Source organism: Flavobacteriales bacterium (genome assembly GCA_020635855.1).
Taxonomy (GTDB): domain Bacteria; phylum Bacteroidota; class Bacteroidia; order JACJYZ01; family JACJYZ01; genus JACJYZ01.
The window spans coordinates 308,147-333,669 of record JACJYZ010000002.1; the positions used below are offsets into that span (position 1 = coordinate 308,147).

Annotated in this window: 23 protein-coding genes; 19 read left to right on the forward strand and 4 right to left on the reverse strand. The window is 47.6% G+C overall.

Annotation, left to right across the window (positions count from 1 at the left end; translation table 11 throughout):
• Positions 1-39 precede the first annotated feature (39 nt).
• The 10 genes from H6585_01235 (at position 40) to H6585_01280 (ending at position 9,902) form a co-directional block, all read left to right on the forward strand.
• Positions 40-1,302 carry an ABC transporter ATP-binding protein gene (locus tag H6585_01235; protein ID MCB9446951.1) on the forward strand — a complete coding sequence of 421 codons (1,263 nt, stop codon included), beginning with the start codon at positions 40-42 and terminating at the stop codon, positions 1,300-1,302.
• A 48-nt stretch (positions 1,303-1,350) separates the two neighbouring features.
• Positions 1,351-2,094: a sulfotransferase domain-containing protein gene (locus H6585_01240; protein MCB9446952.1), complete on the forward strand. Its 744-nt coding sequence runs from the start codon at positions 1,351-1,353 to the stop codon at positions 2,092-2,094.
• A gap of 17 nt (positions 2,095-2,111) precedes the next feature.
• A complete protein-coding gene (locus tag H6585_01245; GenBank protein MCB9446953.1) occupies positions 2,112-3,008 on the forward strand; it encodes a class I SAM-dependent methyltransferase in 897 nt (298 codons plus the stop codon).
• Positions 3,005-4,228 (forward strand): glycosyltransferase family 4 protein, encoded by a 1,224-nt coding sequence (locus H6585_01250; protein ID MCB9446954.1) that lies wholly within the window; start codon positions 3,005-3,007, stop codon positions 4,226-4,228. Before H6585_01245 ends, H6585_01250 begins: the two co-directional genes overlap by 4 nt.
• A 253-nt stretch (positions 4,229-4,481) precedes the next feature.
• On the forward strand, positions 4,482-5,444 hold the full coding sequence (locus H6585_01255; protein MCB9446955.1) for a glycosyltransferase: 963 nt from the start codon (positions 4,482-4,484) through the stop codon (positions 5,442-5,444).
• A complete protein-coding gene (locus H6585_01260; protein ID MCB9446956.1) occupies positions 5,426-6,301 on the forward strand; it encodes a glycosyltransferase family 2 protein in 876 nt (291 codons plus the stop codon). Before H6585_01255 ends, H6585_01260 begins: the two co-directional genes overlap by 19 nt.
• Positions 6,301-7,134, forward strand: a complete 834-nt coding sequence (locus H6585_01265) for a hypothetical protein (GenBank protein ID MCB9446957.1) — start codon at positions 6,301-6,303, stop codon at positions 7,132-7,134. Before H6585_01260 ends, H6585_01265 begins: the two co-directional genes overlap by 1 nt.
• The gene (locus H6585_01270) at positions 7,127-8,065 is read left to right on the forward strand and encodes a glycosyltransferase (GenBank protein MCB9446958.1); all 939 of its coding nucleotides are present in this window, start codon (positions 7,127-7,129) and stop codon (positions 8,063-8,065) included. The genes H6585_01265 and H6585_01270 overlap by 8 nt, the downstream gene beginning before the upstream one ends.
• 244 nt (positions 8,066-8,309) lie before the next feature.
• Complete coding sequence (locus H6585_01275; protein MCB9446959.1) at positions 8,310-8,945, forward strand: hypothetical protein; 636 nt, start codon at positions 8,310-8,312, stop codon at positions 8,943-8,945.
• Positions 8,946-8,957: 12 nt separating this feature from the next.
• Complete coding sequence (locus tag H6585_01280; protein MCB9446960.1) at positions 8,958-9,902, forward strand: FkbM family methyltransferase; 945 nt, start codon at positions 8,958-8,960, stop codon at positions 9,900-9,902.
• Here the strand turns inward: H6585_01280 and H6585_01285 are convergent.
• Both H6585_01285 and H6585_01290 read right to left on the reverse strand, forming a co-directional pair.
• Complete coding sequence (locus tag H6585_01285; GenBank protein MCB9446961.1) at positions 9,899-10,993, reverse strand: acyltransferase; 1,095 nt, start codon at positions 10,991-10,993, stop codon at positions 9,899-9,901. The two genes, H6585_01280 and H6585_01285, sit on opposite strands and share 4 nt — an antisense overlap.
• A 4-nt stretch (positions 10,994-10,997) precedes the next feature.
• Complete coding sequence (locus tag H6585_01290) at positions 10,998-12,455, reverse strand: hypothetical protein (GenBank protein ID MCB9446962.1); 1,458 nt, start codon at positions 12,453-12,455, stop codon at positions 10,998-11,000.
• 499 nt (positions 12,456-12,954) lie between these two features.
• Between H6585_01290 and H6585_01295 the strand changes: the two genes are divergently transcribed.
• From H6585_01295 to H6585_01315, 5 genes are all read left to right on the forward strand, one after another.
• A complete protein-coding gene (locus H6585_01295) occupies positions 12,955-13,905 on the forward strand; it encodes a polysaccharide deacetylase family protein (GenBank protein ID MCB9446963.1) in 951 nt (316 codons plus the stop codon).
• A gap of 2 nt (positions 13,906-13,907) precedes the next feature.
• Positions 13,908-14,864: a GNAT family N-acetyltransferase gene (locus H6585_01300; GenBank protein MCB9446964.1), complete on the forward strand. Its 957-nt coding sequence runs from the start codon at positions 13,908-13,910 to the stop codon at positions 14,862-14,864.
• A 248-nt stretch (positions 14,865-15,112) separates the two neighbouring features.
• Entirely contained in the window at positions 15,113-15,829 is a 717-nt protein-coding gene (locus tag H6585_01305; GenBank protein MCB9446965.1) for a class I SAM-dependent methyltransferase, read from the forward strand.
• A 62-nt stretch (positions 15,830-15,891) separates the two neighbouring features.
• Positions 15,892-16,809, forward strand: coding sequence for a glycosyltransferase family 2 protein (locus H6585_01310; GenBank protein MCB9446966.1), 918 nt, complete (start codon positions 15,892-15,894; stop codon positions 16,807-16,809).
• Positions 16,810-16,826: 17 nt separating this feature from the next.
• Positions 16,827-17,984, forward strand: coding sequence for a glycosyltransferase (locus H6585_01315; GenBank protein ID MCB9446967.1), 1,158 nt, complete (start codon positions 16,827-16,829; stop codon positions 17,982-17,984).
• A gap of 12 nt (positions 17,985-17,996) precedes the next feature.
• Here H6585_01315 and H6585_01320 read toward each other — a convergent pair whose 3' ends face one another.
• Positions 17,997-18,734, reverse strand: coding sequence for a class I SAM-dependent methyltransferase (locus H6585_01320; protein ID MCB9446968.1), 738 nt, complete (start codon positions 18,732-18,734; stop codon positions 17,997-17,999).
• Between the two features lie 228 nt (positions 18,735-18,962).
• On the opposite strand from H6585_01320, the gene H6585_01325 reads away from it, so the two are divergent.
• Genes H6585_01325 through H6585_01340 form a run of 4 tightly spaced genes read left to right on the forward strand, consistent with a single transcriptional unit; the run spans position 18,963 to position 24,178 of the window.
• Complete coding sequence (locus tag H6585_01325) at positions 18,963-20,162, forward strand: hypothetical protein (protein MCB9446969.1); 1,200 nt, start codon at positions 18,963-18,965, stop codon at positions 20,160-20,162.
• 1 nt (position 20,163) lies between these two features.
• Positions 20,164-21,456, forward strand: a complete 1,293-nt coding sequence (locus tag H6585_01330) for a hypothetical protein (GenBank protein ID MCB9446970.1) — start codon at positions 20,164-20,166, stop codon at positions 21,454-21,456.
• Between the two features lie 2 nt (positions 21,457-21,458).
• Positions 21,459-23,306, forward strand: coding sequence for an asparagine synthase (glutamine-hydrolyzing) (gene asnB, locus H6585_01335; protein ID MCB9446971.1), 1,848 nt, complete (start codon positions 21,459-21,461; stop codon positions 23,304-23,306).
• Positions 23,303-24,178 (forward strand): class I SAM-dependent methyltransferase, encoded by an 876-nt coding sequence (locus H6585_01340; GenBank protein MCB9446972.1) that lies wholly within the window; start codon positions 23,303-23,305, stop codon positions 24,176-24,178. Before asnB ends, H6585_01340 begins: the two co-directional genes overlap by 4 nt.
• Here the strand turns inward: H6585_01340 and H6585_01345 are convergent.
• Positions 24,114-25,520 carry a hypothetical protein gene (locus H6585_01345; GenBank protein MCB9446973.1) on the reverse strand — a complete coding sequence of 469 codons (1,407 nt, stop codon included), beginning with the start codon at positions 25,518-25,520 and terminating at the stop codon, positions 24,114-24,116. The two genes, H6585_01340 and H6585_01345, sit on opposite strands and share 65 nt — an antisense overlap.
• Positions 25,521-25,523 lie beyond the last annotated feature (3 nt).

Consider the following 25,523-nt stretch of genomic DNA (forward strand, 5'->3'; position numbering starts at 1 on the left):
ATTGGAAATGAATTACGACCGAGAAATAAAGAAATACCGATGACAGTGTCTGCATACGATGCCATTGTTGCAAAGGAAGTTTCCAAAGAATTTCAATTGGGTCAGGCCAGGGCACCCGGAATGGGTCGGTATATGCGCAACCTGTTTGCCGCTGATAGCCGGGAGGAGAACGCATTTTGGGCGCTAAGGGATGTGTCTTTCAATATCGAGAAAGGTCAGGCGGTTGGAATTATTGGTAACAATGGCGCCGGAAAGTCAACCTTGCTCAAGATCTTGTCACGTATCATGGAGCCTACCACCGGACGTATTGAAGTGGTTGGCAGGGTGTCGTCTTTGCTGGAAGTGGGCACAGGCTTTCATCCCGAGTTAACTGGCCGTGAAAACATCTTTCTGAACGGAACCATCATGGGAATGACCCGCGCAGAGGTCAAAGCCAAGTTTGATCAGATCGTTGAGTTCAGCGGTTTGGGTAAGTTCATTGATACGCCTGTTAAGCGTTACAGCAGTGGAATGTACGTGCGTTTGGCCTTTGCTGTGGGGGCGCACCTGAATCCGGATATCCTGATCATCGATGAAGTTTTGGCTGTAGGTGATGCCGATTTCCAGAAAAAATGCCTGGGCAAAATGGATGAAATTGTTAAACACGGAAGAACTGTGCTGTTTGTGAGCCATAATCTGGGTGCCGTGAAAGCATTTTGCACCAAAGCCATGTTGTTGCGTTCGGGGAGATTGGAAATGTTTGATGACCGTGACAAGGTAGTGGGTTCTTATCTCGCAGGTCTTGCGGAAAAGGATGCTGTGATCGGCTTGGAGGAAAGGACCAACCGAGAAGGGAACGGACAGTTCCTGATTGTTCGGATCCGGATGATTTCCATGTCGGATGGTCTTGAAACCACCACTGTTACATCCGGAAGTCCGGTGAGATTTGAAATTACCTATAAACATCAGGCTTCTGGTAAACCGTCTTCATATGAGGTGGAAGCGGGACTTGCGATATACAATGGCGATAATCAATTTGTAACCGCCCTCAATAACCGGATGGCAGGCGCACCGTTCAAACACGACACCTCCACCGGTACGCTGGTTTGTGAATTGGAACCCTTACCTTTCATGTATGGTGAGTTCTCGGTGTTGGCAACGTTGAAGGTCAACAAGGAGATAGCCGATTCGGTTGAACATGCATTCAGGTTTACAGTTTTACGGGGAGATTTTTATGGTTCCGGCTATCCGAATGACGGGAGCAGGCAAGGTGTGTATGTTCCGCAGAAATGGGGCATTAAAAAATCCGGAAACGACTTCTAAGTCAACAAGATGTTCTGGCACAAACAAAAAAAGCAAACGATACTCGATATGATCTCCGCCAGGTCGGAGGATCTTCCTGCCGGGCCAAGTAAATATGTTTTGGTTGCATGCCTGCCCAAGTCGGGTTCTACCTGGTTGAGCAAAATGCTGGCAGCGCAATTGAACTATGGCTATGGTACCTTGCGCAGTTCTCCCGGACAGGTGGAGCAGGACTTTTATGAACCCGAACTGATTGATCATTACGGATCCGGGTACGTGATCCATCAGCACCTGAAAGCCGCAAGCCATAACCTGGAACTTGTGGAGAAATATAAGGTACGACCCCTGGTGCTCACACGGAATATCTACGATATCATCATCAGTTTTCATGACCATCTGCATAGGGAAAGTTATCAGTATTGGTTCATGATTTTTCCGGATCAGAACTATTTTCAGCTGGATAAAGAGGCTCAACTGGATATGGTGATTGATTTTCTGACGCCATGGGTTGTTAATTTTGTGGTCACCTGGGAGAGAAATAAGAATACCGATAAACAATTGTGGCTTACATATGAATCACTGGTGGCTGATCCGGAAAAGGTTTACCGTGAGATACACGATTTTCTGGGCTCAGGCATTCCCGACCATAAGTTACATGAGAGCTTGGCGACTTCTTCAGGCCGTGATGACATGCGGTTTAACCGTGGGGTTGTAGGACGTGGGCAACACGACTTGTCGGAAGCACAAATGGAACGGATCCGAACATTCACCCGCTATTTTCCGAATATCGATTTCTCTTCGATCGGCCTGTAACGGCCTGTCGCATATCTATGAATACAACCGCAAATACCGTAAACAGTCCGCTGACCGGAAAGGCAGCCAGGAAAATTCAATCGTTTGAGGCGGTCTCCATTGTGGATCACTATAGCCGGGATTACGGAATAGATATCTCACGGTTTTTTCATGAGATAAAAGAAATCAGTGTGTATGAATGTACCGATACGCACTACAGGTTCTATTATCCTTTTTCGCTTTCCGCCGATGAAAAAGTGTACGATCAGTTGCAGGAATTCTCCTGGTACTATGTGCAGCAGAAGTGGGATTTCGGTCAAGCCTTGTCGTATGTGAAGCCTGGAGATTCGGTACTCGAGGTAGGTTGCGGAAACGGTAATTTTCTGGAAAAACTGGTTATTGCGGGGGCGAAGGGAATAGGCTTGGAGTTGAACCGGAAAGCCATTGATGAAGCCCGACGTAAACAGCTTGTGATTGAGCAGGAGGTTGTTGAGCATTTTGCCCAACACACACAAGAAAAGTTTGACGTTGTATGTGCTTTTCATCTGTTGGAACACATCTGGAATGTGAAGGATTTTATAGATGCCTGTATCGCATGTTTGAAACCAGGTGGTCATCTGTTGTTTACTGTCCCTAATCACGATTTCATGGGACAACCATACAATCCGTTGGATAAACCCCCTCATCACATGGGGCTTTGGGGCCGGAAGGCTTTTAAAGGAATTGAAAAAGCGTTTCCGATTCGCCTTACCCACGTACACTATTCTCATCCCAAGCCGGAAGCAAGGCCTATTCTGGTGAACGAACTGAGCAGGAAACTGGCGCGGCTTCCTCCGGTGCTGAGAAGCATGAGTAGGTTCGCGGGAACATGCTACCCGTTTGTTCCCAAAAGATACAAAGCCGATGTGATCATGGCCGTATTCACCCGACGATGAGAATATTGTTTGTTACAAATCAGATAGGTACCGGTGGTGCTGAGATCTTCATGCTGCGGCTGGCATGGATGCTTTCACGTCAGCATGAGGTTTTTCTGTATGAAGTTTATCCTACCCGGAAAGATCTGAGTACGTTCATCGCACATCACGTGGCCAAAGATTTTACACCTACATTTTTGCACACCCTTCAGTTGGGTGCTGCAACCGACAATCTGCTGTGGCGGGTGAACGGCCTTCTGAACCGCTTCGGGATCCGGAATACCAGGGTGCGCATGCGTCAATTCCTGGAAGGCAGGTTCCTTAGGAAGCAAATCAGCAAACACGGTATCCAGGTTGTGAATGCCCATCTCTGGGAGGCGGATTTATTCGTTGCCAAACAGCTTCGATCCATGCCATTTGTGATCTCCATGCACGGGTCGTTTGAAAAGTACAATCGTTTGGTAGACCAGCAGGGGAACATCGTTGTTGATAATGTGGTATATGACAGAAAACACTTTGACCTTGCAACGCATACCATTTTCAAAAAAACGAGCGCGGTTGTGCTCGCGTCTGAACGAAACCGCTTGCTGCCCGACAGACATGGGTTTTCCGGACCGATAACGAAGATATATTATGGATATACACCACCTGACAGAACAGAAGCGGCTGTGGAAAAACACACATTCATCATAGGCTTGTTTGCCAGGGGGATTGAAGCCAAGGGATGGCAGGTACTTATTGACGCTTTTGAAATGTTGTTGAAGAAAGGATATGATCATATCGAGCTTCAACTCGGGTATACCGATCACCCGTATATCGCATCGTTGAAAGAAAAATATGTGTCGGAACCTCGTATCAGATTCCTGGGTTTCCTGGCAGATGTTGAGCCCGTGTTGCGAACATGGGACCTGGTGGTGTTTCCTACCTATTATGCCGCTGAAAGTCTTCCCAATACTGTTATTGAGTCATTGATGAATGGCAAACCGGTCATATCAACCGATGCAGGCGATATTGCCGACATGCTCGATATCGGCTCCGGTGAACGTGCGGGAAAGATCATTCCGCTGACTCACCAGCCTCCGGATCCGGAAGCTTTTGCCAATGCGATAGAAGAATATCTTTGTGATAAAGGGTTGTTGAGCAAACATCGGGACTATGCCCTGGCGGCCGGTCGCAAGTTCGACATGAACCTGTGCGCTGAGAAATATGTACAGGTTTTTGAACGTATCCTCCATCCATGAACCTGAAGTCGCGCATATCAGAATTGTTTTTCGCGTGCGGCCGTTTGGCCGGCTGGTTGTTGGCGCCGCGCACAGGTGAGCACGCTTTTTTTTTATCCCGTTGGCATCGGTTGGAGGAACCGAGCATGTACATCTGGATATTCTGCGAACCCTTCCCCGCAAAAGTTCGGAGTTGTTTGTCCGATATCGGGTCAACAGGTGGTTGGGGTACGAAAGGTTAAAGGATAAGGCGGCAAAAAAGGTGGATACGGCAATGTTACCAAGTTTCAGACAATACGCGCGGGTACGCTTCCTGAGTGACTATTATGAAGCGAGCCGTCTTGCCTATTGGGTCAAGCCGTTCTTTGTGGGTTTTATCTCCGCCCGCATCAATCATTCCAAATCTCCGGTGGTGATTTTCTGGCACAGGGAATCGATTGAGGATGTCTGGCCCCATATCTCTCCCCGCGTACCGGTGATGGATGTGGTGCACAACAGCATTGCGGATTCTCAAAAACAGGATGCATACCTGAATATTGATATGACGCCCCGGATCAACCTGCGTGTAGCGGTTACCGAGGGCTTGCGTCAACTCCTGGCTGAGCGCTATGCCGCAAACGGATTGAATCCGGATCTTCTGGAAAGAGTTACCGTCACACCCCACTGTGTGCCGTTGGCGGTGCAACCTGTTCAAAAGACATATGGTACCCGGGTGGTTTTCCTGGGGCGTGATTCCATGGAAAAACGCTTCGGGTTGTTTTGTCGGATTGCCAGGGCGTCCCGGGCGGAAAATCTGCCGTTCACGTTTGCCGCCATCGGCCCGAGGCCGCAAGATCATCCAGGGGTGGAAAGAGATGTTCATCTTTATGGTACCATTGATGATGTACGCAGGTTGCAGGATATCCTGAATGAATCGCACATACTTCTGCTGACTTCTTCTTCGGAAGGTTTTCCGAAGGCGGTGGCCGAGGCGATGACTTTCGGTCTGGTACCGGTTGCAACCGACGTCGGATTCGTGCGTGACTACGTGGAGAACCGCCGTACAGGATTCCTTATCTCTCCGGAACCTGATCAGGTTGTAGAGCAGGCATTGGATGCCCTGCGTATGTTAACCGATCCATCTTTGTTCCTGCAAATTTCCGAACAGGCGCGTCAACAGGCGCGCGATGCATTTGATATGGCAGCATTTGCCAGTGCCTGGAAGCAAAACATAACCGTATGCCGAAGGTCAGCATAGTCGTCCCCAACTACAACCACGGCAGGTTTCTGGAACAACGTTTGAAATCTGTTTATCTCCAGTCGTTCCGGGATTTTGAAGTGATATTGCTGGATGACAATTCCACTGACAACAGCAGGGGATGGTTGGAAAAATACAGGAAAGAACCTCAAACCGCCGCGGTGCTCTACAATACCCGAAACAGCGGCTCCACCTTTCTCCAGTGGGACAAAGGTATTCATGCAGCCACCGGTGACTGGATCTGGATTGCCGAAAGTGACGATTTTTCGACCCCTGACTTTTTGCAAATCGCCAGTGAACATTTTCATAACGGTGTAGGTATGGTGATACTGGGATCGGCATCTGTGGACGAGGCCGGTATCCCGGAACCCGGTCATGAAACACCTGCATCGCCGGTTCGCGAACAGAACTGGGCATTGAGCAATCCGGTGCCCAATGCAAGTGCCGTTGTGTTTCGGAAAGATCTTTGGCTCCGGTACCGTGAACATGTGCTGCCCTACCGCCTCAATGGAGATTGGCTCTTCTGGTGTTGGATTGCGCGGAATACGCAGGTGGCAGAATGTGCTGAACAATGCAACTATTTCAGGCATCATGCGCAAAGCGCACGCTCACAACATTCGCAATCCGGTACCAATTTGCTCGAATACGGCCACATGTTGTGGCAAATGTGGAAGGACGGATTGTGCAGTGCGGAAGAACTTAAAGCCGGAACCCGAATGCTTTTCAGAGAATGGATCGCACGAAAGGGCAGAGGAATCGGAATGAACATACGGATATACAGACAAGGTCGGAAACTGGAACAGGTATCGGGAGAACGGGTAGGGTTTTCGGCACCCATGATCATGAAACTTATTTGATGAATCCCGCTGAAACATATCCCGCGGTGGTGGTTCCGGTTTACCGGGAGGATTTGCCTGTTGAAGAATGGGCAGCCCTTACCAATAACTTGGATAAACTGGCAGCGTACGATTGCTACCTGGTTGGGCCGAAGGGAATGGACTACAGCAATTACACCGCACGCTGGCCTGAGATCCGGGTATGCACTTTTGCAGAAATGTATTTCAAAGACTTAACCGGTTATAACAGGTTGATGGTATCCATTGGGTTTTACCGTGCATTTTCAACATATTCTCATATCCTCATTTGCCAAACGGATGCATTTGTGTTCAGTGATGAGCTGATGAGCTGGTGCGATCGTGGGTATGATTATGTGGGTGCCCCGGTGCACGATATTTTGCCCGATAAATTTTCTGAGCGGATACCTGTGGTTACACTCAACGGGGGATTCTCGTTACGTAAGGTGGGTGCATCCTTGAAAGTGCTTTCGTCTTTCCGCACCATCTATTCCTTCAGGGATATTTTCCGCGCCAACCTTATGGAAAAAGGCTGGAAAGGTATTTTGCCGGCCCTTTACTTTTACTTTTTCGGGAACAATACCTTCCATTTGTTTAACCGGTACGACCGCAACGAAGATATTTTCTGGGCGATAAAAGTGCCGGAAAAATTCACCTGGTTCCATGCACCCCTTCCTGTGGATTCTGCCTTCTTTGCTGCCGACAACAAACCGGAAAGAACATTGGCGCTTACCGCCGGTCAGCTTCCGTTCGGATGCCATGCCTACCAAACTCACCCCGATACCTGGAAAGCATATATCCCTGACATATGCTGGAAACACCCTGCCATTGCCTGAAGTTATGACCAAACCGCGATTCAGCATCATCATACCCACATTGAACAGAGCGGAGTTCCTGGAAAAGGCCATTTGCAGTGTGCTGGATCAGGGTTACCCCGAAAAAGAACTCATTGTGATTGACGGGGGGAGCAGCGATCGCACGACGGATATGCTGCGCAAGTACGAACCCCATCTGGCCTATTGGGTATCGGAGCCGGATCGCGGTCAGACACATGCGATCAACAAAGGGCTTGGCAAGGCAAAGGGTGACATCGTACATTGGTTGAACAGCGACGACTACTACGAGCACGATGCGTTCGCTGCCATCGCTGATGCCTATGAGCAGGGAACAACCCATGCCGTTGCTGCCAAATCCAGGATTATTGGTATGGAGCAAACCTGGATTTCTCAAACCCCCCTTGGAAATGATTTTCAGATTTTTTCACATGCAAGGATCGATCAACCGGCCACATTTTTCTCCAAAACATGTATCCAACGCCTGGGGCAATTGGATGAAACCCTTCATCTGTGTATGGACCTGGATATGTGGATACGGTTTGTTTTGCTGCATTCAACCGCGAACATACGCGTGGTGGATCAGGTTGTTGTGAATTTCATCGAACATCCTGATTCAAAAACCGTACAGCACAGAAATCAAATGGTATTGGAAAGAGCGCTCCTGCTTTCGGATTTGTTACATGACCTGCAGCAGGTGGCCGCTGACGGACGTTACCGATCCTTCCTGGCACAGGTGGATGACCGGCGAAGAACCGATATTATTAAAGGTTGTCATGATTTTCTCCTATACTGGTACGGGGAATTCAAACGAAGGGGTGAAGACGAATCGGTCCGGTATATGGCAGAACTTCTGAAAAAAAGTAAACTTTCATTGCGTGAACAATGGGTGAAGTGGAAATCGGACCTCCGCTCATTGGTTCCGGTAATTTGATGATACAACGGTGCGAATAGTAATCATTGATCAGAAAGGGCAATTGGCTAACAGATTATTGTTGAGTGCAAGTTTTTTTGCCTATTGCGAGGAGTATGGCTATCAATTCGTATATCCGCATTTTGATGTATATGCCCCATATTTCGCATGGCCGATCAAGGGCAGGTTGCGGGTGTACTTTTCAACAATACCCTGGATCCATAAACTGGTTATAAAATTGTTCTTCCCGGTAAGGATCAAATTCATGTATAAGCTTTCCAGGTTGCCCAATGCAAAGGTGGCCATTGTGGATGTGAGGAAGTATGATCACACCAAAAAGGAATTCATGCTGAACCAACCCCATCTGGGTTTGGATAAACCTTACCGCACCGTTCTGGTCCAGGGGTGGTCATTCCGTAATCCGCAGCTGGTTGAAAAACACCGAAAGGAAATCATCGCCTACATGATGCCTAAACAGTATTATATGGATAGTGCGAAGCGCTGGCGCGACAGTGTGATGGACCAGAAACATCAAACGGTGCTGGTTGGGATACACATGCGCCTGGGTGATTTTAAGGATTTTGAAGGTGGCAGGTACTACTACGAGGTGAAAGTGTATGAAAAACTGGTGAGCCACATCCGAAGCATACTGCCCAACGCATCATTCGTTGTTTTTAGTAATGAAAGCGTGGATATTTCTATCCCGGGCCTGTACATTCAGCGATCCGGTGGCAATGCAATGGAAGACCTTGTAAGGATGTCAATGTGCCATTATATTGCCGGTCCGCCTTCCACCTTTTCCATTTGTGCGGCATTTGTCGGACACGCTTTGTTGTATCACATGCATTATGCTACCTCCATGCCTGCACTGGAGGAATTCCAGGAGGTAGTTAGCTTTTGACACGGTAATGAAATGAATCCCCTTGCCCTTTTCAAACGGAAACTATACAAGACATTGGTGCTGTCCGACTTTTACGGATACCTCCAAAGACGTCATCAGCATGAAGTACGCCAACATGCACTGGAGAGGGTAGGTAAGGGAATTGACCCGTTGGAGATTTTATCCGGTGAATACGATGCAGCTGCGTGGGAAGAGAGGATTGCGGTTACCATGTCATGTGCCGACAACCTGAAGATTCCACGCGCAGCCGATGCCGGTAAGGTCCGGAAAGGACGTTTGGTGATGCACAACGGAGTAGAAGTGGATCTGCTCAGCTACTATGATGTGCGCATGCTTTCTTTATTGATGAGAAACAAAGGTGTACATGAACCACAGGAAGAACTGGTGTTTGGAAAGATACTGCAGGCCATGAAAGGAAAGCAGCCGGTGATGGTGGAGATGGGTGCCTATTGGGCTTTCTATTCGCTCTGGTTTCTGTCCGAAACCAATGGCAGGGCGTTTATGGTGGAAGCGGCGCTGGATAAAATTCATACCGGACAGTACAACTTTCGGCTCAACAAGCGCAAAGGGGATTTCAGTTTGTTTCGCATCGGGGCGCAAAGTGACTTTGCAACCAACACGATTACACTTGACGATTACTGCAGGATGAAGCACATTTCTTTTGTGGATATTTTGCATTCCGATATCGAAGGCTTTGAAGGAGACATGCTGGAAGGTGCTTCCAAGATGTTAAAGGAACATAAGGTGGGATACCTGTTCATTTCCACACATTCGAATGCTTTGCATCAGTCTTGTATGGATGCGCTGTCTGGTTTGGGATACCAGGTGGTGGCATCTGCCAATATGGATGAGTCGTTCTCCGTAGATGGCGTACTGGTGATGAAGTCGCCCGCATATCCCGGTCCGGATAAGGTGGAAATTACGCTCAATGGCATCCGCTCCGCTGATGTATCTTAGCGACGTTCTCTATTTGTCGTCTCGACCGATCCAAAGCGTTTACCAAGCCTGAGCGAAAAACGTTCCATGGTTTGAAATGACAACCAGGAAACAAGGATGGTCAGCCCCACGCCCGCCCCGAACATAACAGGCAGAAACACGGAGACGGGAAGGTCGCTGTTTCTCATCCATTGAAGCATCAACAGAATGATGATCCAATGATACATGTATATGCCGTAAGAGATCCTGCCAAGGAAAACAAGCGGTTTTGTTTCCAGCTTTGCTCCTAATTTCCCATGGGTGGCAATACCGAGTATAGCGATGCCAAACAGGGTGGCAAAAAACTCATCGTTGAAAGCAGGCAGGTAAAACCCTCCGTACCAAAGCACCCCGGCAATGCACATCACCAATATGATCAACCTTTTGGAAAGGGTGCGTTGTACAAATGACATATGGTACATATGCAGGTAAGCCATGATTCCACCCAGGCTCATGCAGTTGAACTTGTCGCTGTAAAAAAAACGGTTGAAGAAATTACCCCGGGCCGCATCCGGCACTGCGTATGTTTGAAAAAAAGTTATGATGTTGGGCAACAACGTGTAAAGTATGACAAAAGCTACGCTTACACGAAGCAGGTTCCGGCGAGAGCAATATGTGATGATCCAAGGCCATACCAGGTAAAATTGTTCTTCTACACCGATGGACCATATCTGCGGACTTGTAGGCCATTGTTGATCCAGGGCATGGGCTATGTTCGGGAAAATGCCCAGACACAAACCGATGGTGATTCCGGGATAGTTGGCATCGAAAAGCAGGTACGAGGAGAGAAGCACCAGGTAGTACACCGGCCATATGCGAAAAATGCGTCTCAGGTAGAACTTGTAAATATGTATCGATCCGTGGGTTTCTTTTTCCTGTAAAAGCAGGTATGTGATGAGAAAACCGCTGAGTACAAAAAACAGTACCACCGCGATGTGTCCGTAGGGTGTTTGAAAAGTGGTATCCGTTGTGCCCGATCCTGGATAACTGAGCAGGGCGATGTGTCCTATGACTACCGTTAAAGCGGCCACTGCCCTGAGGGTGTCAAATCCTTGTATGCGCTGGCTCACCATGCAATCAATAAAGATCGGGTACGGATTGTATGAAGTATTCGGCGAATTCGCGGTTGCCGGAGGCATTCCAGTGCATGTCGCCTCCTTTTATGTACAGCTGGATGTGGGTATTGATGTGTGCATTCTTCATGGCGTCCGTAGGGTCTACAAGCTGAATCCGGTGTTGTTCGCAAAAAGCTTTGATGACCGTATTCGGCTTGAAGAGGTCAAAGCAGTCGGCTTTCAGATGGTAGCGTTGAATTGTCTGTTCCCAGTCTTCTGCTTGTACCTGAAACCGCTGAGGGAATACCGCAACCACCAGGCGGGCATTGATGCGCTCGCAGTATTGCCGGTAAAGCAGCAATGTGTGAGTGAGAACGGCATAGGCACTATCCACCGAGGGGGTGGACTCCTTCATGAAATAACCCAGCGCATGGGCAGGGTCATGGGTTTGGGGAGGGTACCATGTATATCCTTTGGCCTCATACCAGCTGAGGATGGCCACACCCGGATCAAAAAGATGGCGGAGAAAGTGAAAGAAATGAGAATGTGACAGCACCTTCATCGCCACATCTCCCGCACCGGTTCCTTTGTTTTGCAAACATCCGTTGCCGATCTTTTCATCTGCAAGGGAGGAGAACCCGAAATTCTCATAGCGATTGGTGTCGAGGGTCAGCAGCCCGGAATCGGTCACCGCAAACATGCCATCAGGGTGCAGGCTGACGTAACTTTGTGCAATGTCATTTCCAAGGGTGATACCAAGGAGAACCACATCGGGTTGAAATTCTTTGCCGTCATGCTGCAGGTAGTACAACCCGGTCACAGGTTCTTCAATGCAAGAGATCAGCACTTCGTGTTTACGGTCAGGGTGGATCCGGTTCAATGATTGTTCGATCAATGCACCATAAGTGGATGTCTGGCCGATCCGGTATCCTGCGTTAAAACTGTCGCCCAAACTGAGGATCCGTTGTGTTCCAGAGGGCTTGTTCTTGGTAACCTCGTAACTGTTTCTGAAACCGAATGCATTGGTGGCATAAGCAACCGGTTCTCCGTTTTCTCCGATGATGGAAGTTTTGAAATCGGGTTTCAGGTACCCACCTCCCGATACGTTCACTTGCGAGCGGCTGGGCAGTTTCCATGTGTCGCCATAGTCGGCCAAGCCATCCAAGGAACGTAAATCTTTCCAGCGTAAGATCCTCAGTGTGGTCTCTCCGGCGATAAAGCAAAGGGCCAGGAATATCAGGGTTAATAGGAATACGAATTGGTGCTTTCTGTTTCCAATCATTCCCGTGAGCCGAAACAAAAACATCACCAACAGCAATGCTTGTACGGAGAGAAAAAAGATGTCAATTCCGTAGGATTCCACATAGCCATCACCATTGCCCACGTAAGCATCAATGCACCACTCTATGAATGAAAGGAAAAAGATGACCAGAAGAGGGCCGAACACCTTAAGGTAAGCGGATTTTGTTTTTGAAGACATATGTGCTAAATGTAATTAATTTATCTACCTGCCCATGTGTATGTCATAAATGGCTGGTGATCCGTGCATGCATAGAGATGATGGAGAAGTTGTGTTGGGGATCATTATCAAACGTGTTGCTGGTGGTGCCTCAGAACCCTGTTTCAAAGTATTCACTGCAGGCGGGTACGGTGCCGGTGGCCGACCTGCATGGTTTTCTTTTCAAGTGCGTCGGACACATCGTCGGGAAGTATTTTTGTGCTTGCCATAGAAGTTGGTAAATATCGAGAATTTATCCCAAGGGCAGCCCGCGCATCAGTACAGATAAAAGCAAACCTTAACCGTGTTGACGTATTTGGTTCAGGAAATTGCGGCTGGGTTTAGCAGCAAGCTTCATCCGTATATTTGAGACTCACGCCGGACATCGTTTCAGCCAGAAACGTATCTTTGTTTGTGACTTTAAAATCCGTTGCAATTTGTGCACTCAGGGTCATTCCGCAGGTACACATAATACCACTGTATGAAGGAATTGCTTTTGCGGACTTTGTATCATGCGGGACTGCCCGGCATGTTGCGTTTGGGCAAGAAAAATACCCTATCGGTGCTTTGCCTTCACCGGATTTCAGATGAAAGGGATTATTTCTTCAATCCCATCCAAACGGAGACGTTCCGGCTGCTGCTGGAGTATGTGTGCAAGTACTACACCGTGGTATCTTTCAAAGACATTCATGTTCCCGCATCGAAACCAAAACTCATTTTAAGTTTTGATGATGGGTATTACGATTTCATCCAACATGCCATGCCTATTCTCCAGCGAATGGGACTGCCGGCCAACCATAACATTGTGAATGCATGTGCGAATAGCAACGAAACCATCTGGACCCAAAAGTTGAATGATATATTCAACCATCTTAAGGAAAACAACATCACCACCGATCCCGAAATAAAGAAAGTGTCAGAGTTCGGGGGCAATTGGATGATGTACTACCTCAAGTTCTTCCATCACCTGCTCAATACAGGAGAACAGAAAAGAAAAAATGTCATCACACAGCTTGCAGCGCAATACAACATCCGATCGCATCATCGCATGATGAACTGGGAGGAAATTATCTATCTGGCAAACAATGATGTTGATGTGGGAAGTCATACCTACAACCATAATATACTAACCACCGTGGAAGGAATGACTGCCATGGAAACGGAGGTCAGGGCTTCGTTGGATGAATTAAGAATTAAGCTGAACAGGGAAGTTGATATCTTGTCGTTGCCCAACGGACAGTACAACGAACAGGTAAAAGCATTTGTTGAAAAATCAGGGGTAAAGTATATGCTTCTGGTGGACAATCAGGTGAATGATATTTCTCAGGTGAACAGAGAATTCAACCTGATCAGCAGGATTTATCTCATGGATGACCCCATCCATGAGACCATCCTGAGAGCGGAACGTTTTCACGCCAGAATGAGGAAATAGCAATGAGCGGATATACCATTCATAAGCTTGAAAGAGAGAACTTCCCGCTCCTAATCCCGCTGATGCAGGATTGCTTCGGAATGGAGGTGGATATTACATATTTCGAGTGGAAGTTTAAAGACAATCCCTCTGGTTTTGCCGAAGGATTTTACGCCAAGGATGAGAAAGGAGAAGTAGCTGCTTACTACGGCGTAATACCTGAGACGTATGTGATCAACGGTGAGAAGAGAGTCATATACCAGTCATGTGATACCATGACCCACTCGAACCACAGGCGAAAAGGATTGTTCAGGATGCTGGCTATGCATTGCTATGATCTTTTGAGGGAACAAAACAAATTGTTCATCATAGGCTTCGGAGGAGGCGAATCCACACCGGGCTTTTTGAAGTTTGGGTGGAAGGAAATATTCAAGGTCAGGTATTATTTCTACCCCAAGCTATTGACCGGTTTGTCGGGCCGGGATTTTTCCATGGTGGAAGAAGTTTCAGATCTTGGTGTTATCGAGCACCTGACCTTAAAAAGCAACGAGCATGCGCAGATTCATTCATTCAAGAACAAGGAAATATTTTGCTGGCGTACTTCCAATCCACTGCATGTATATAAGACCATTGCCGTTAAGGATGGCAGTGAATATTGCTCTTACTTGACCTACTACAAACAGAAAGACAAGTTAATCCTGTTTGACTTTTATGCAGATCCATCAGGAAAGGGCAGACAGTTGTTCAATTACCTGAAGGCGGCCATGGGGAAGGATACAAAAGGAATTGTTGCTTTTTTACAGGAAAATTCCTTGCAATCAAGGCTTTTGAAAAAGTACGGGTTTATTCGGAATCCCTTTAACAGAGGTCCGCTTCATGAGAGGGTTCCGTTTATCTTTTATGCTTCGGAGAATGAAATGGAGCAATTTGACAAAAGTACATTCTGGGCCATTCATTCTTTTGATCACGACGCACTCTAAGTTTTATCAAAGCCTGTTCTTTATTCCTTTGAAATGTTTTTGTTTTGGAAGATGAAACATAGCGGGTAAATGTTGGCTATGAATTCATGCCATTACCGGCGATATTTTCAAAAAAAACCAAGCAATCAGCCTTCCGAATTCCGACCCAATGGCATTCTCCGTGAATCCGAAAAAAACAATACCTTTGGTTTTCCCGTGTGGTTCGTGCATACAGGCGAATAACCGGGAGTAACCATACACTCCGAATATTGCTTCGAAAGATTCTTCATAAAGTGAGGGGGCATCAGACACCTTCGCGAAAAATATTGGAAGACGAATATGTTCAATGGCTTTCGTTTGCCAATGCCGGTATGATGGATAGAGGAAATCTGTATTGCTTTGATCTGGCAATCCGCAACCTTCCTACAGACAACCCCATCATTGAGATCGGCTCTTTTTGCGGCTTGTCCACCAACATGATCACCTATTGTCTGGCCAGACACAACAAACACAACAAAGTGTTTACATCGGACAGGTGGATATTTGAAGGTGCGGAAGCCGGAAGAAGGATAGGGCATTCCGGCATTGATCATACCGAGTACAGATCATTTGTCATGGATACCTTCAAACGTAACGTGTCTTTCTTTTCCAAAGACAACCTGCCGCATCCTATCGAGGTTTTCTCCGATGATTTTTTTGATATGTGGTCCAAAAAACAACAGGCAAAAGATCTTTTTGGAAGGGATGTACACCTCGGCGGGCCTATCAGCTTTGCTTTTGTGGATGGAAACCATACCTACGAATATGCAAAGCGGGATTTTGAAAATATTGCCACGTTTCTGGACCCGGGCGGGTATGTGTTTTTTGATGATAGTTCGGATGAGGCCGGATTCGGTTCCTCCGATTTGATGAAAGAAATTCTGGTACATCCGGATTTCGAATGTGTAGCCAAAAACCCTCACTACCTGTTTAAAAAAAAGAAGTAAACCTGACCGCGGTTGCGTGATGTGGTCAAACGCCGGCAATATGTGCCGTTTGCATTTCTCGTATGAACGCCCTCTTGTTTTCCATTGTTATTCCTACCTATAACCGTGCACGTACCCTTGGAAGGGCCATTGAGAGTGTGCTCGGACAAACGGAGAACAACTGGGAACTCATTGTCATAGATGACGGTTCCACCGATGAGACCCGTACCGTTGTTGAGCGATTTGATGATGCACGTATCCGTTATCTGCACCAGCAAAACCAGGAACGCAGCGCCAGCAGGAACCGGGGCGTTCGGGAATCGAAAGGTTCTTGGATTTGCTTTCTGGACAGTGATGATGTTTTCCATCCGGATCACCTGGCATCCTTTCAGAAATACATCGGTGATCATCAACTTAAGACAGGGATGTGTGTGTCCGGACTTGAAGTCAGGCACGAAGGTGGCGGGTTGCAGCAATACCCCCTGCTGAACATGTCGGCACCCAACCTGCTGAAAGAAATATGGACAACATTTGTTGTACCCGACCAGGTTTGTATCTCCCGCGATATACTCATCGGAAATCCTTTTGATGAGCGATTCAGGATTTGGGAGGATACACATTTATGGTTACGGATAGCTGCTGCTCATCCGGTGTACCAGCTACCCGGGTATACAAGCTTGCAGTTCGTACACAGTGGCAGCTCGGTACAACAGTCGCTGAATGTGGTTAAGCTGAAAGATGTTCGTATGTACGTCCAGGCCATAGATGATCTGTACCAAAACCACCAAGAAATCATCCGCCCTTTTCTCTCGCAGGCAGATATCCTGATGTATAAAGACAGCAAGTACAGAATGTTTCTTTATCAGGCCAGATGCAATCGTCAATTCCGGGTATCGCTTTCTGTGTGGTACATGGGTATGATGAACAAACCCTCCGTATATCTGGTACTTGAGTTGATGAAAATCCCATGGATGCTGTTCGGCATTCGAAGTCGAACATGAACGGAAGATCTGCAAGTATGCACATACTCTTTATCCCATCCTGGTTTAAAACCCGACAGAACCCTTTTTATGCCACCTTCATTGATGAGCAGGCCCGCATGATGCAAAAAAAGGGCTTTCAGGTGGGTGTTTTGTTTCCCATGTGGAACGGCAGGTTTTCTATTCTTAACTATTTTGAAGGGAATAAGGTACATGCTTACCATACGAATGATTTTCCGGTACTGGAGTTGACTCTTCGCTCCAAAGCACCCGGGTACACGCAAATGAATTTCAACGGCATGGCGCGGTCCATCGTTCGGGCATATGACCGGTATTGCCAACAATTCGGTTCACCGGACCTGGCACACGCACATTGTGTGTTCATGGGAGGCTTCGGAGCTTCGGTGTTGCTTGCGAAGCGGCAACTTTCCTATGTGATCACGGAACATGCTTCGTCGATGGTGCTGCAATATCCCCGGCAACATTCCTATGAACGGTTTCTGATTGAAAAGGTGTACCATGATGCAGCCACCGTTATTCCGGTCAGCACCTTTCTGGGAGCCCAATTGAAGAACCTGTACAAACTCAACCCTGAGCGGGTCAAAGTGGTGCCCAACGTACTTGCCCCAATGTTTGAGTTACCACCGGATCCGGTTCCTTCCGTTCCTCCGGTACGCCTGATTTATGTGGCCGAATTCTCCCCGAACAAGAACCACCTGCTGCTGTTGCGTACATTCCGGGAACTCTTGCAGCGCACACCCCTCCATCTTACCCTCATCGGCAAAGGACCCGAACGGGAACGCATCTTAAGATATATCCGGGATGTGCAGCTACAGGATCATGTGGAGATCTTTGCGGAAATGAGTCACGAAGATGTTCGTGTACATCTGGAGCAATCACACATCGTGGTTTCCACCAGCAGCTTTGAAACCTTTGGCCTTAATGTTCTGGAAGGACTGGCAATGGAGCGGCAAGTTGTTGCGATGGATTCGGGCGGGCCAGGGGATTTCAGCGGCGACAGCAACCTGGTACTTGTGAAGGATGAGAATGATTATGCTGCTGCCTTGCAGAAGGCCATCGACAATGTATCGGCATTTGACGGTAGATCTGTGAGGAAGCACATGATGGAACGGTTCAGTGAATCCCGGGTCTCAACCCAACTGGCGGAAGTTTATATGTCGGCGTTGAAAGGTTGATGTATGCTCCGTTCAGGATCGTTGCGGATACATTTCCACATGAAAGCGATATCCGTATGGCGGGTACATGGAGTATGAGAAGTAGCAGCTCATGCCGGATTTTGAGGCAATGTTCTTGAAATCGTGGTAAGTGAACCAAGTACCGATCTGAGCCGAATCGCCTTTTCGGTTCGAAAAAAGTTTTTTCCGGAACAGGTAAAAGCGGGCGCGCAAGGATTGAAAGAACATGGCCATATCACTGCGCGATCCATCATCCTTATAGAGATTCGTCAGGTAGAGTGATTTGAGCTTCCGGTCGGGAATGTTCATTAACACCAGTTTGCCGTTTTCATTCAGCAAACCCTTGCATGTGCGGACAAATTGCTCCGCTTCGGTTACGGTAAGATATTGCAATGCCGCATTGCACAAAATGACATCGAATGTTTCCTTCTTGCACAATTCTTTAAGATCCCTGATATCTCCGCGCATGAGTTCGACGTGACCGATTCCTTCTTTTTGCAATTGCTCGGATGCCTTTTCCAACATTTTTTCTGAAAAGTCAATAGCGGTGATCTTTTTAAAGTGTCGGCTCAGCTCGGGAAGAAAATCACCGTTGCCGCATCCGCAGTCCAACAACCGATGGCCGAAACCAACAAGGTAACAAATCTCGGCAGCATATTTATTCAGGCTCGCCTGGTCCTGGTTGGCGTGAAATGTATTATCCGTTTGGGCCCAATAGCTTTCGAAATCCTGTTTTACCCTGGTACTCACTGACGGCGTTGGTTTGATGTGAATCAAAGGTATGCTGAAAATGAATATAAGTCACACATTTTTTCCGCAACTTTAGCCCTTTCAAGCCTCCCGCCTTTTGCAAAGGAATGGAAATTACCGGTGGGTTGCAGGGTTATGGTAACAACAAACCACATTACATATCTGCTTACCGAACTAGCGGGCATAACAACGCCCCTGGATCTCGATGTATCACAAGCGGTCATTCGAGTGAGATCCGGTGCGAACTTCTATGAGGAAGCCGGGTTCGACTTCAATCAGCCCGCCTGTGATGAGGCCGACCTGCAATTTCTGGACGATCTGATGGAAATGCTGAAACAGGCCAGGCCGATAACAGAAATTCATGCAATGGTTCATGTCAGGCACCCCCGTGCGGCGCTGCTGAAGCTGATTCATTTCTTTTCGGCGGAATTCTACCTTTCGGCGGATATTGAGCCTGATCGGCATGGACGGGTCAGTGGGCAAGGGGTACATGTGCACCACAGGAAATACCTGACCTACCCCGTGACCGATGTTCTTGGGGACCTGCTGAGGATACAGCTGGGAACCAACCCCGGTATACATCCGAAAGAGGTGGTGTTCACATGCGATTTTGATATACTGAATATTTGGGATGCGGTCGGAACAACCGGTACATTCAAGATATTGTTCAAACAATTGGTCAAAGGGAACTGGCGTCGGATGATCCGCAACCTGGTGTCTATAAGAAAGGGACGCAGTAACCCGGTGTTCAATCCGTATTTGAATGATGATATGTTTGCAAAAAACTACGGCCTGGCCGGTGGTGATGTGACGGTGCGTAACATCGCTTTTTGGCTGATGACCCGTGATGATGAACAGTATGATGTTTGCAATGATTTTTCCCAGCCTGCGGTGCGGCATTTTATCCGGCAGTTGGATGAATCCGGTGTGGCTTTCGGTTTGCATCCGGGATACGATGCCTTATATCAACCAGCGCGATTAAAGCGTCAAATGGGGGCCTTTGAAAATACTTTCGGCCGGCGCGCGCAGATGGCCAGGTTGCATTACCTGAAATTTTTCCGACAAGATGACCTATCTGCCTTGGACCCGCTGGGCATACAGGAAGATTATAGTTTCGGTTTCGCCGATGATCTTATGTTCAGGGGAGGAAGAAGTTTTCCGGCGCGTATGTGGTGTTTCAGGGAACAGGCCGTGATGCAAGTGAAAAGCTATCCGCTTACATTGATGGACGGTACCTTCAGCGACTATTTGCGGGTCAATGGCAAACAGGCAAAGGAACTGGCACTCGAAAAAATCAGCAGGGCCATGATGTACGGTCATACCATTGTTTTGCTATGGCACAATCGCAGCATGGTTTCCGACGGTATACCGGGTAACTATCATCCACGGCTGTTTAGGTCTGTCTACCATCATATATTCGGCAAATAGCGTGGAGAAGGTACTCATCATATCCTATTTTTTTCCACCCTGCAACATGCCGGCTTCCCTTCGCCCGGCCGGATGGGCAGACCATCTCCAAGCGTTCGGTTATGAACCCGTTGTGATCACCCGAAGATGGGATCATGACATCCGATCCGCCAGGGATATGTCTGTGCCTACTGACAGTAACCTTCAGCATCTGACATCCCAGGGCTACGAGGTGATCAGTGTTCCCGTTAAAATCACCTTCAGGGACCGGATTTATGCACGGTTGTCCGGTACCCGATGGAGGTTTATCTCCAAGTTCTTTACCCTGTGGCAATGGTTGGGAGAGCAGGTTGTGCCGTCAAGGTTGCCCTTTTATGCGATGTACATCGAGGCGGATCGTTATCTGACCGCTCATCCGGATGTTTCCAAAGTTGTTGTCTCCGCACGGCCCTTTGAACAGTTTCTTTTCGGTTACATGCTGTACAGAAAACACAAGGTGAAGTGGGTGGCCGATTACAGGGACGACTGGACCACCAGCGAAATCAGCGAATACACTCCTTTTGAGCGTCTCTTCCTCTTTCCAAGAATGAGGAGACAGGAACGCAAATGGGTAGGTAGCGCCAGTTGTATTACTTCTGTCTCCCCTCATTATGTGCAAAAGATTGCCGGGTATATCGGTGTGAGAGGTGAGCTTCTGTTGAATGGCTATGATGAGGTGGTTGAAAAGCACAGGCAACAAACAGAGGTGGATCCGGAAACGTTCAGGATTACCTATAATGGCACCCTGTATCCATCACAACCCATTGAAACCTTTTTGAAAGAAGTGACCGGTTTGATCGACATGTACAGGGATAAGGTGCACATCCAACTATGTTTCCCGGGACTGGCGTACGACACGGTGCAGGCTTCAAGGGTTATGTATGCATTGAAAGGCTACGAAGCCAATGTTATCATCACAGAGCGGATGAGCAGAGAAGAGGCACTAACGATTCAGCAAAACTCCCAGTTGCTGGTCATGATCGCTCATCTCGGCAAGAAAGGCATACCTTCGAGCAAGGTTTTTGAATACATAGGTTTGATGAAACCCATACTGGTTTATCCGAACGACCACGACGTCCTGGAAGAACTAATGGAACGTTATGATCCCGGATGTGTGGCCGAAACGCCTGAAGAGATACATGCGGTGTTGGTAACCCATGTTGAAGGTTTTTTGAACAACACGTCGCAACCGGTTACCATTCGTCCGGAAATTGTCGAACGGTTTTCCAGGAAGAAACAAACAGAAGTTTTGGCAGGTATCCTAAACAGCATCTGATCATGTGCGGTATCGCAGGTATTCTGTCAGTAAAAAGAGCGGAAGCCCAGCTGGAGCGGATGACAAGTCAGCTGATGCATCGGGGACCGGACGGATTCGGGTATTTTACGGATTCGGAGGCCGGTGTGTATCTGGGACACAGAAGGCTGAAAATACTTGATCTTTCGGACCAGGCGGCGCAGCCCATGACCAGTGCATGCGGCCGGTATGTGATCGTATACAACGGCGAAGTCTATAACTATCGGGAGCTTGCTTCCGAATTGGATATAAGTTGGCGTACGTCGTGCGATACGGAAGTAATCCTGGAAGCATTCTGTGTTTGGGGTATAGATGTAGTTCCTAGGCTGAACGGCATGTTCGCCTTTGCCATCTATGACAAACAGGATCGCGTGTTGACCCTGTGTCGTGACAGGATGGGTATCAAACCTTTGTATTACTACCAGGGAGCGGGAACACTTGCGTTTGCTTCAGAACTCAAGGCATTGATGCAAGCAGAAGTACCCGCAACCGTATCCATGCGGCACATACAGTCTTTCCTGCATATGGGATTTGTGCCCGAACCGGATACGGTATTCGAAAAGATACATAAACTCCCGGCCGGTTCCGTGGGTACCTGGAAAAACGGTGAATGGAACATACATTCATACTGGGACCTCGCTGCCGTTGTGACCCGGGACCTGGTGAAAGATGAACAACAGGCGAAAGCCGAACTTAAAAAGAAACTTTACGATTCGGTAGGGTATCGGTTGATCAGCGATGTGAAGGTAGGCGCATTCCTGAGCGGGGGAACAGATTCCAGCCTGGTAACCGCTATTGCATCGGAGCTGATGCCAGGAAGCTTGAATACGTTTTCCGTGGCATTCGAAAATGCACCGTTTGACGAATCGGGTTTTGCAAGAAAAGTGGCTGATGCCCTGAAGACCGATCACCATGAACTGTACGTGACCCAACGAGAGGCCCGGGACCTGCTGCCGGATGTGATGGCACATTTCGATCAGCCTTTTGCAGATACCTCTGCTTTGCCGTTTTACCTGGTGTCCAGGTATGCCGGGAACCATGTGACCGTTGCACTTTCCGGTGACGGAGGAGATGAATTATTTTTGGGATATGGCCTGTACGATTGGAGAAGGCGACTGGCAAACCCGTTGGTGTGGGGATGTAGAAAACCGTTGAGTGGTATGCTGCGGAATTTGTCACATCAACGGTATCAGAAAGCGGCGCACCTGCTGAATTGTGCAAGTCGCAAGGAATTGTCCGATCATCTTTTTTCACAGGAACAAGGATTTTTTGCACGTAAAGAAATTCATCCCCTGTTGAAGCATGCGGTTCCTGATGCGACTCTCCCTGCCGGTCATCCGCTGAAAAGAAGGTTGACGGATTGTGAGCAACAGGCACTGTTTGATATGAACGGTTATCTCAAGGATGATTTGCTTGAAAAAGTGGACATGACATCGATGCGTGCCTCCCTGGAAGTTAGGGTTCCTTTGCTGGACCACAATGTGGTGACCTATGCGATGAATCTCGATCCGTCACTTAAGGTTCACGGGCGGATTAAGAAATATCTGTTGAAAGAATTGTTGGCCGATTACCTCCCGCCCGAATTGGTGCATCGCCCGAAGTGGGGGTTCTCTATTCCCCTGGCCGGATGGCTGAAGGGAGACTTGTCTTTTCTGATTGATGAGTACCTGTCTGATCGGCTGTTACAAGAAGTTGGTTTGTTCGATATACAACAGGTGAAACGTTATGTAGATGCCTTCCGGAGAGGAAATGATTACCTTTTCCACCGCGTCTGGTTAATGATTGTTATGCAACAGTTTTTAAATAAGGTAAAACCTGAACTTTCACTGTGAACCTGTACCATCAATATTGTACGCTTTGCGGTGCACAGGCGTTGAAGGATTTACCTGCATTCAAGCGCCATTATCTTTGCAAGTGCAGCAACTGCGGCCATGTCTTTGCAAGAAAAATTCCCGATCAGGCCACATTAATTTCCCACTATGATGGATATGGCCGTGATGACTATCTGTCGCCGTTAACGGTTCAAAGCTATCATCGGTTGCTGGATACATTTGAGCCCTTTCGCAATACAGGCAAGCTACTGGATATGGGTTGCGGCATCGGGTATTTTCTGGAGGAAGCCAAAAAGAGAGGCTGGGAGGTGTACGGAACAGAGTATTCAACCCAGGCTGTAAATATTTGCGCTTCAAAAGGAATTCACATGAAATCGGGTGCTGTCTCCAAAGACATGTTTGCACCGGGTATGTTTGATGTGGTAACCAGTTTTGAAGTGATTGAGCATCTCCATAATGTGCACGATTTTGTTTCCGCCGCCAGTTTGTTTTTACGGTCGAAAGGCTTGCTGTACATCACAACACCGAATTTCAATTCCCTTCTTCGTTACGCATTGGGAGAAAAATACAACGTGCTGGGCTATCCTGAACATTTGAGCTATTTCACCAGGTCAACGCTTATTCGTCTTGCGGAGAGCGAAGGATTCACCACCACAAAAGTATTGACTACAGGTTTAAGCGTGAGCAGATGTCGCACCAGCATGCAAAATGATACCAACGCCAATGCGGTTTCTCCTGTGAGCACGGATGAAAAAATAAGAAAAGCCTTCGGTGGTTCTTTGGTGATGGGAAATCTAAAAAATGCAATCAACGGTTTGTTGAATGGCCTGGGTCTGGGTGACTCATTGAAGGGATACTTTGTTCGGCGTTAATCAGACGTTCTCCAGCTGCTCTTTTTGAAAAGTGGTGCAACACCACAATGGTAACGAGGAAGTGTGGCACCATAGGAATCTTATACCTCACAAGTGCTCCAAAGTTGGTGCTGGCAAGTCCTACGCCAAATGCAAATACCAAGGTGTATGCCAGGGTAAACTGTATGAATGTATTTTGCCTGATGATCGCGATGATTCCGATAATTTTTGTGCGCCATAAAATACCTGCGGTTACCATCAGCAGGAAAATGTTTTCGACTACTGACAATACCATCATGATGCTGCCGATCTCGTTCGGCAACGGTCGGTATAAAGCGGTAAAAACAGAAATGGGAATGCGGGAAAGGGCATTTCCCAATGTTCCGTCCAATTGACCGATGTAATAACTGTTGCTGCCGTATTGCTCAGCGCGCAACAGGTCGCCCTGGATTACCTTCGCTTTTTGCAGCATTGTATCCACGCTGCCATAGTCACCCATTGCATGTTGTAAGTTGCGAATCATATACGACAACGATATGAAAATGATGAACAACAGGACAGGGAGTACCGACCATTTGATGATCTGAAGTTTGATGTTCGAAATCGTATGTGAATAATACCACAGGGCCAGTCCCGGCATCAAGGTGATTAACACGTACGCCTTCATGTTGAGAATAATATAGAGATTACACAGAAGCATCAGGATGTTGGGCAGAACCCGTTGTCTCTTAATGGCAATCTGGTAGAAATTGTATGTCAGCCAACAAGCACAGCTGAGTGTGAATGAGTCTTTCATGATGCCGGAACCCCAGAATATAAGAGAGGGGAAATACAAAACGGCATATGCGAATTGTTTGTGCAAATGAGGAAAATGTTCACACGCCAGCCGATAAAACTTCCATATGCCAATGTAGGTTGCGGACGCAACGAGCAGGCTTGTGGCAAAAAAATTCTGAACACCAAGTAGGGCAAACAGAGAGGTAAGGCGGGATACCGAAAAGGTGTTCGCATCAATCCACATATACCAGGCCGGCCAACCGGTGGTATGATTGAAATATGTATAGTTGTGGTAGGAAAGATTGCCAGACAGGATCGAGAGGGCCACAGATGTGTTTTGCTTGGCCAGGTTGATTATGACATCGGCTCCTCGGAAGTAATTCACTGTATCTCCTCCACCGTATACATAGAGGTAAACAAAGCAAAATCCCAATACGCCGATTAATTTGAGTGTAAATCCCGTAAAGAAGTATTTTTTCAAATGTGCATCAATCTTATTGCTGGTTTTTATAAAATTGCCCAGCAATAGAAGTGTTACCAGATAGGGAATTGAAAAGATGAAATCGAGGAAGGAAACGTGATACATCTG

Bases quoted from the DNA above. Each gene is read 5' to 3' on its own strand.
- H6585_01235 (MCB9446951.1), top strand. From the start codon at position 40: ATGACAGTGTCTGCATACGATGCCATTGTTGCAAAGGAAGTTTCCAAA.
- H6585_01240 (MCB9446952.1), top strand. From the start codon at position 1,351: ATGATCTCCGCCAGGTCGGAGGATCTTCCTGCCGGGCCAAGTAAATAT.
- H6585_01245 (MCB9446953.1), top strand. From the start codon at position 2,112: ATGAATACAACCGCAAATACCGTAAACAGTCCGCTGACCGGAAAGGCA.
- H6585_01250 (MCB9446954.1), top strand. From the start codon at position 3,005: ATGAGAATATTGTTTGTTACAAATCAGATAGGTACCGGTGGTGCTGAG.
- H6585_01255 (MCB9446955.1), top strand. From the start codon at position 4,482: ATGTTACCAAGTTTCAGACAATACGCGCGGGTACGCTTCCTGAGTGAC.
- H6585_01260 (MCB9446956.1), top strand. From the start codon at position 5,426: ATGCCGAAGGTCAGCATAGTCGTCCCCAACTACAACCACGGCAGGTTT.
- H6585_01265 (MCB9446957.1), top strand. From the start codon at position 6,301: ATGAATCCCGCTGAAACATATCCCGCGGTGGTGGTTCCGGTTTACCGG.
- H6585_01275 (MCB9446959.1), top strand. From the start codon at position 8,310: ATGTATAAGCTTTCCAGGTTGCCCAATGCAAAGGTGGCCATTGTGGAT.
- H6585_01280 (MCB9446960.1), top strand. From the start codon at position 8,958: ATGAATCCCCTTGCCCTTTTCAAACGGAAACTATACAAGACATTGGTG.
- H6585_01285 (MCB9446961.1), bottom strand. From the start codon at position 10,993: ATGGTGAGCCAGCGCATACAAGGATTTGACACCCTCAGGGCAGTGGCC.
- H6585_01290 (MCB9446962.1), bottom strand. From the start codon at position 12,455: ATGTCTTCAAAAACAAAATCCGCTTACCTTAAGGTGTTCGGCCCTCTT.
- H6585_01295 (MCB9446963.1), top strand. From the start codon at position 12,955: ATGAAGGAATTGCTTTTGCGGACTTTGTATCATGCGGGACTGCCCGGC.
- H6585_01300 (MCB9446964.1), top strand. From the start codon at position 13,908: ATGAGCGGATATACCATTCATAAGCTTGAAAGAGAGAACTTCCCGCTC.
- H6585_01310 (MCB9446966.1), top strand. From the start codon at position 15,892: ATGAACGCCCTCTTGTTTTCCATTGTTATTCCTACCTATAACCGTGCA.
- H6585_01315 (MCB9446967.1), top strand. From the start codon at position 16,827: ATGCACATACTCTTTATCCCATCCTGGTTTAAAACCCGACAGAACCCT.
- asnB (MCB9446971.1), top strand. From the start codon at position 21,459: ATGTGCGGTATCGCAGGTATTCTGTCAGTAAAAAGAGCGGAAGCCCAG.
- H6585_01345 (MCB9446973.1), bottom strand. From the start codon at position 25,520: ATGTATCACGTTTCCTTCCTCGATTTCATCTTTTCAATTCCCTATCTG.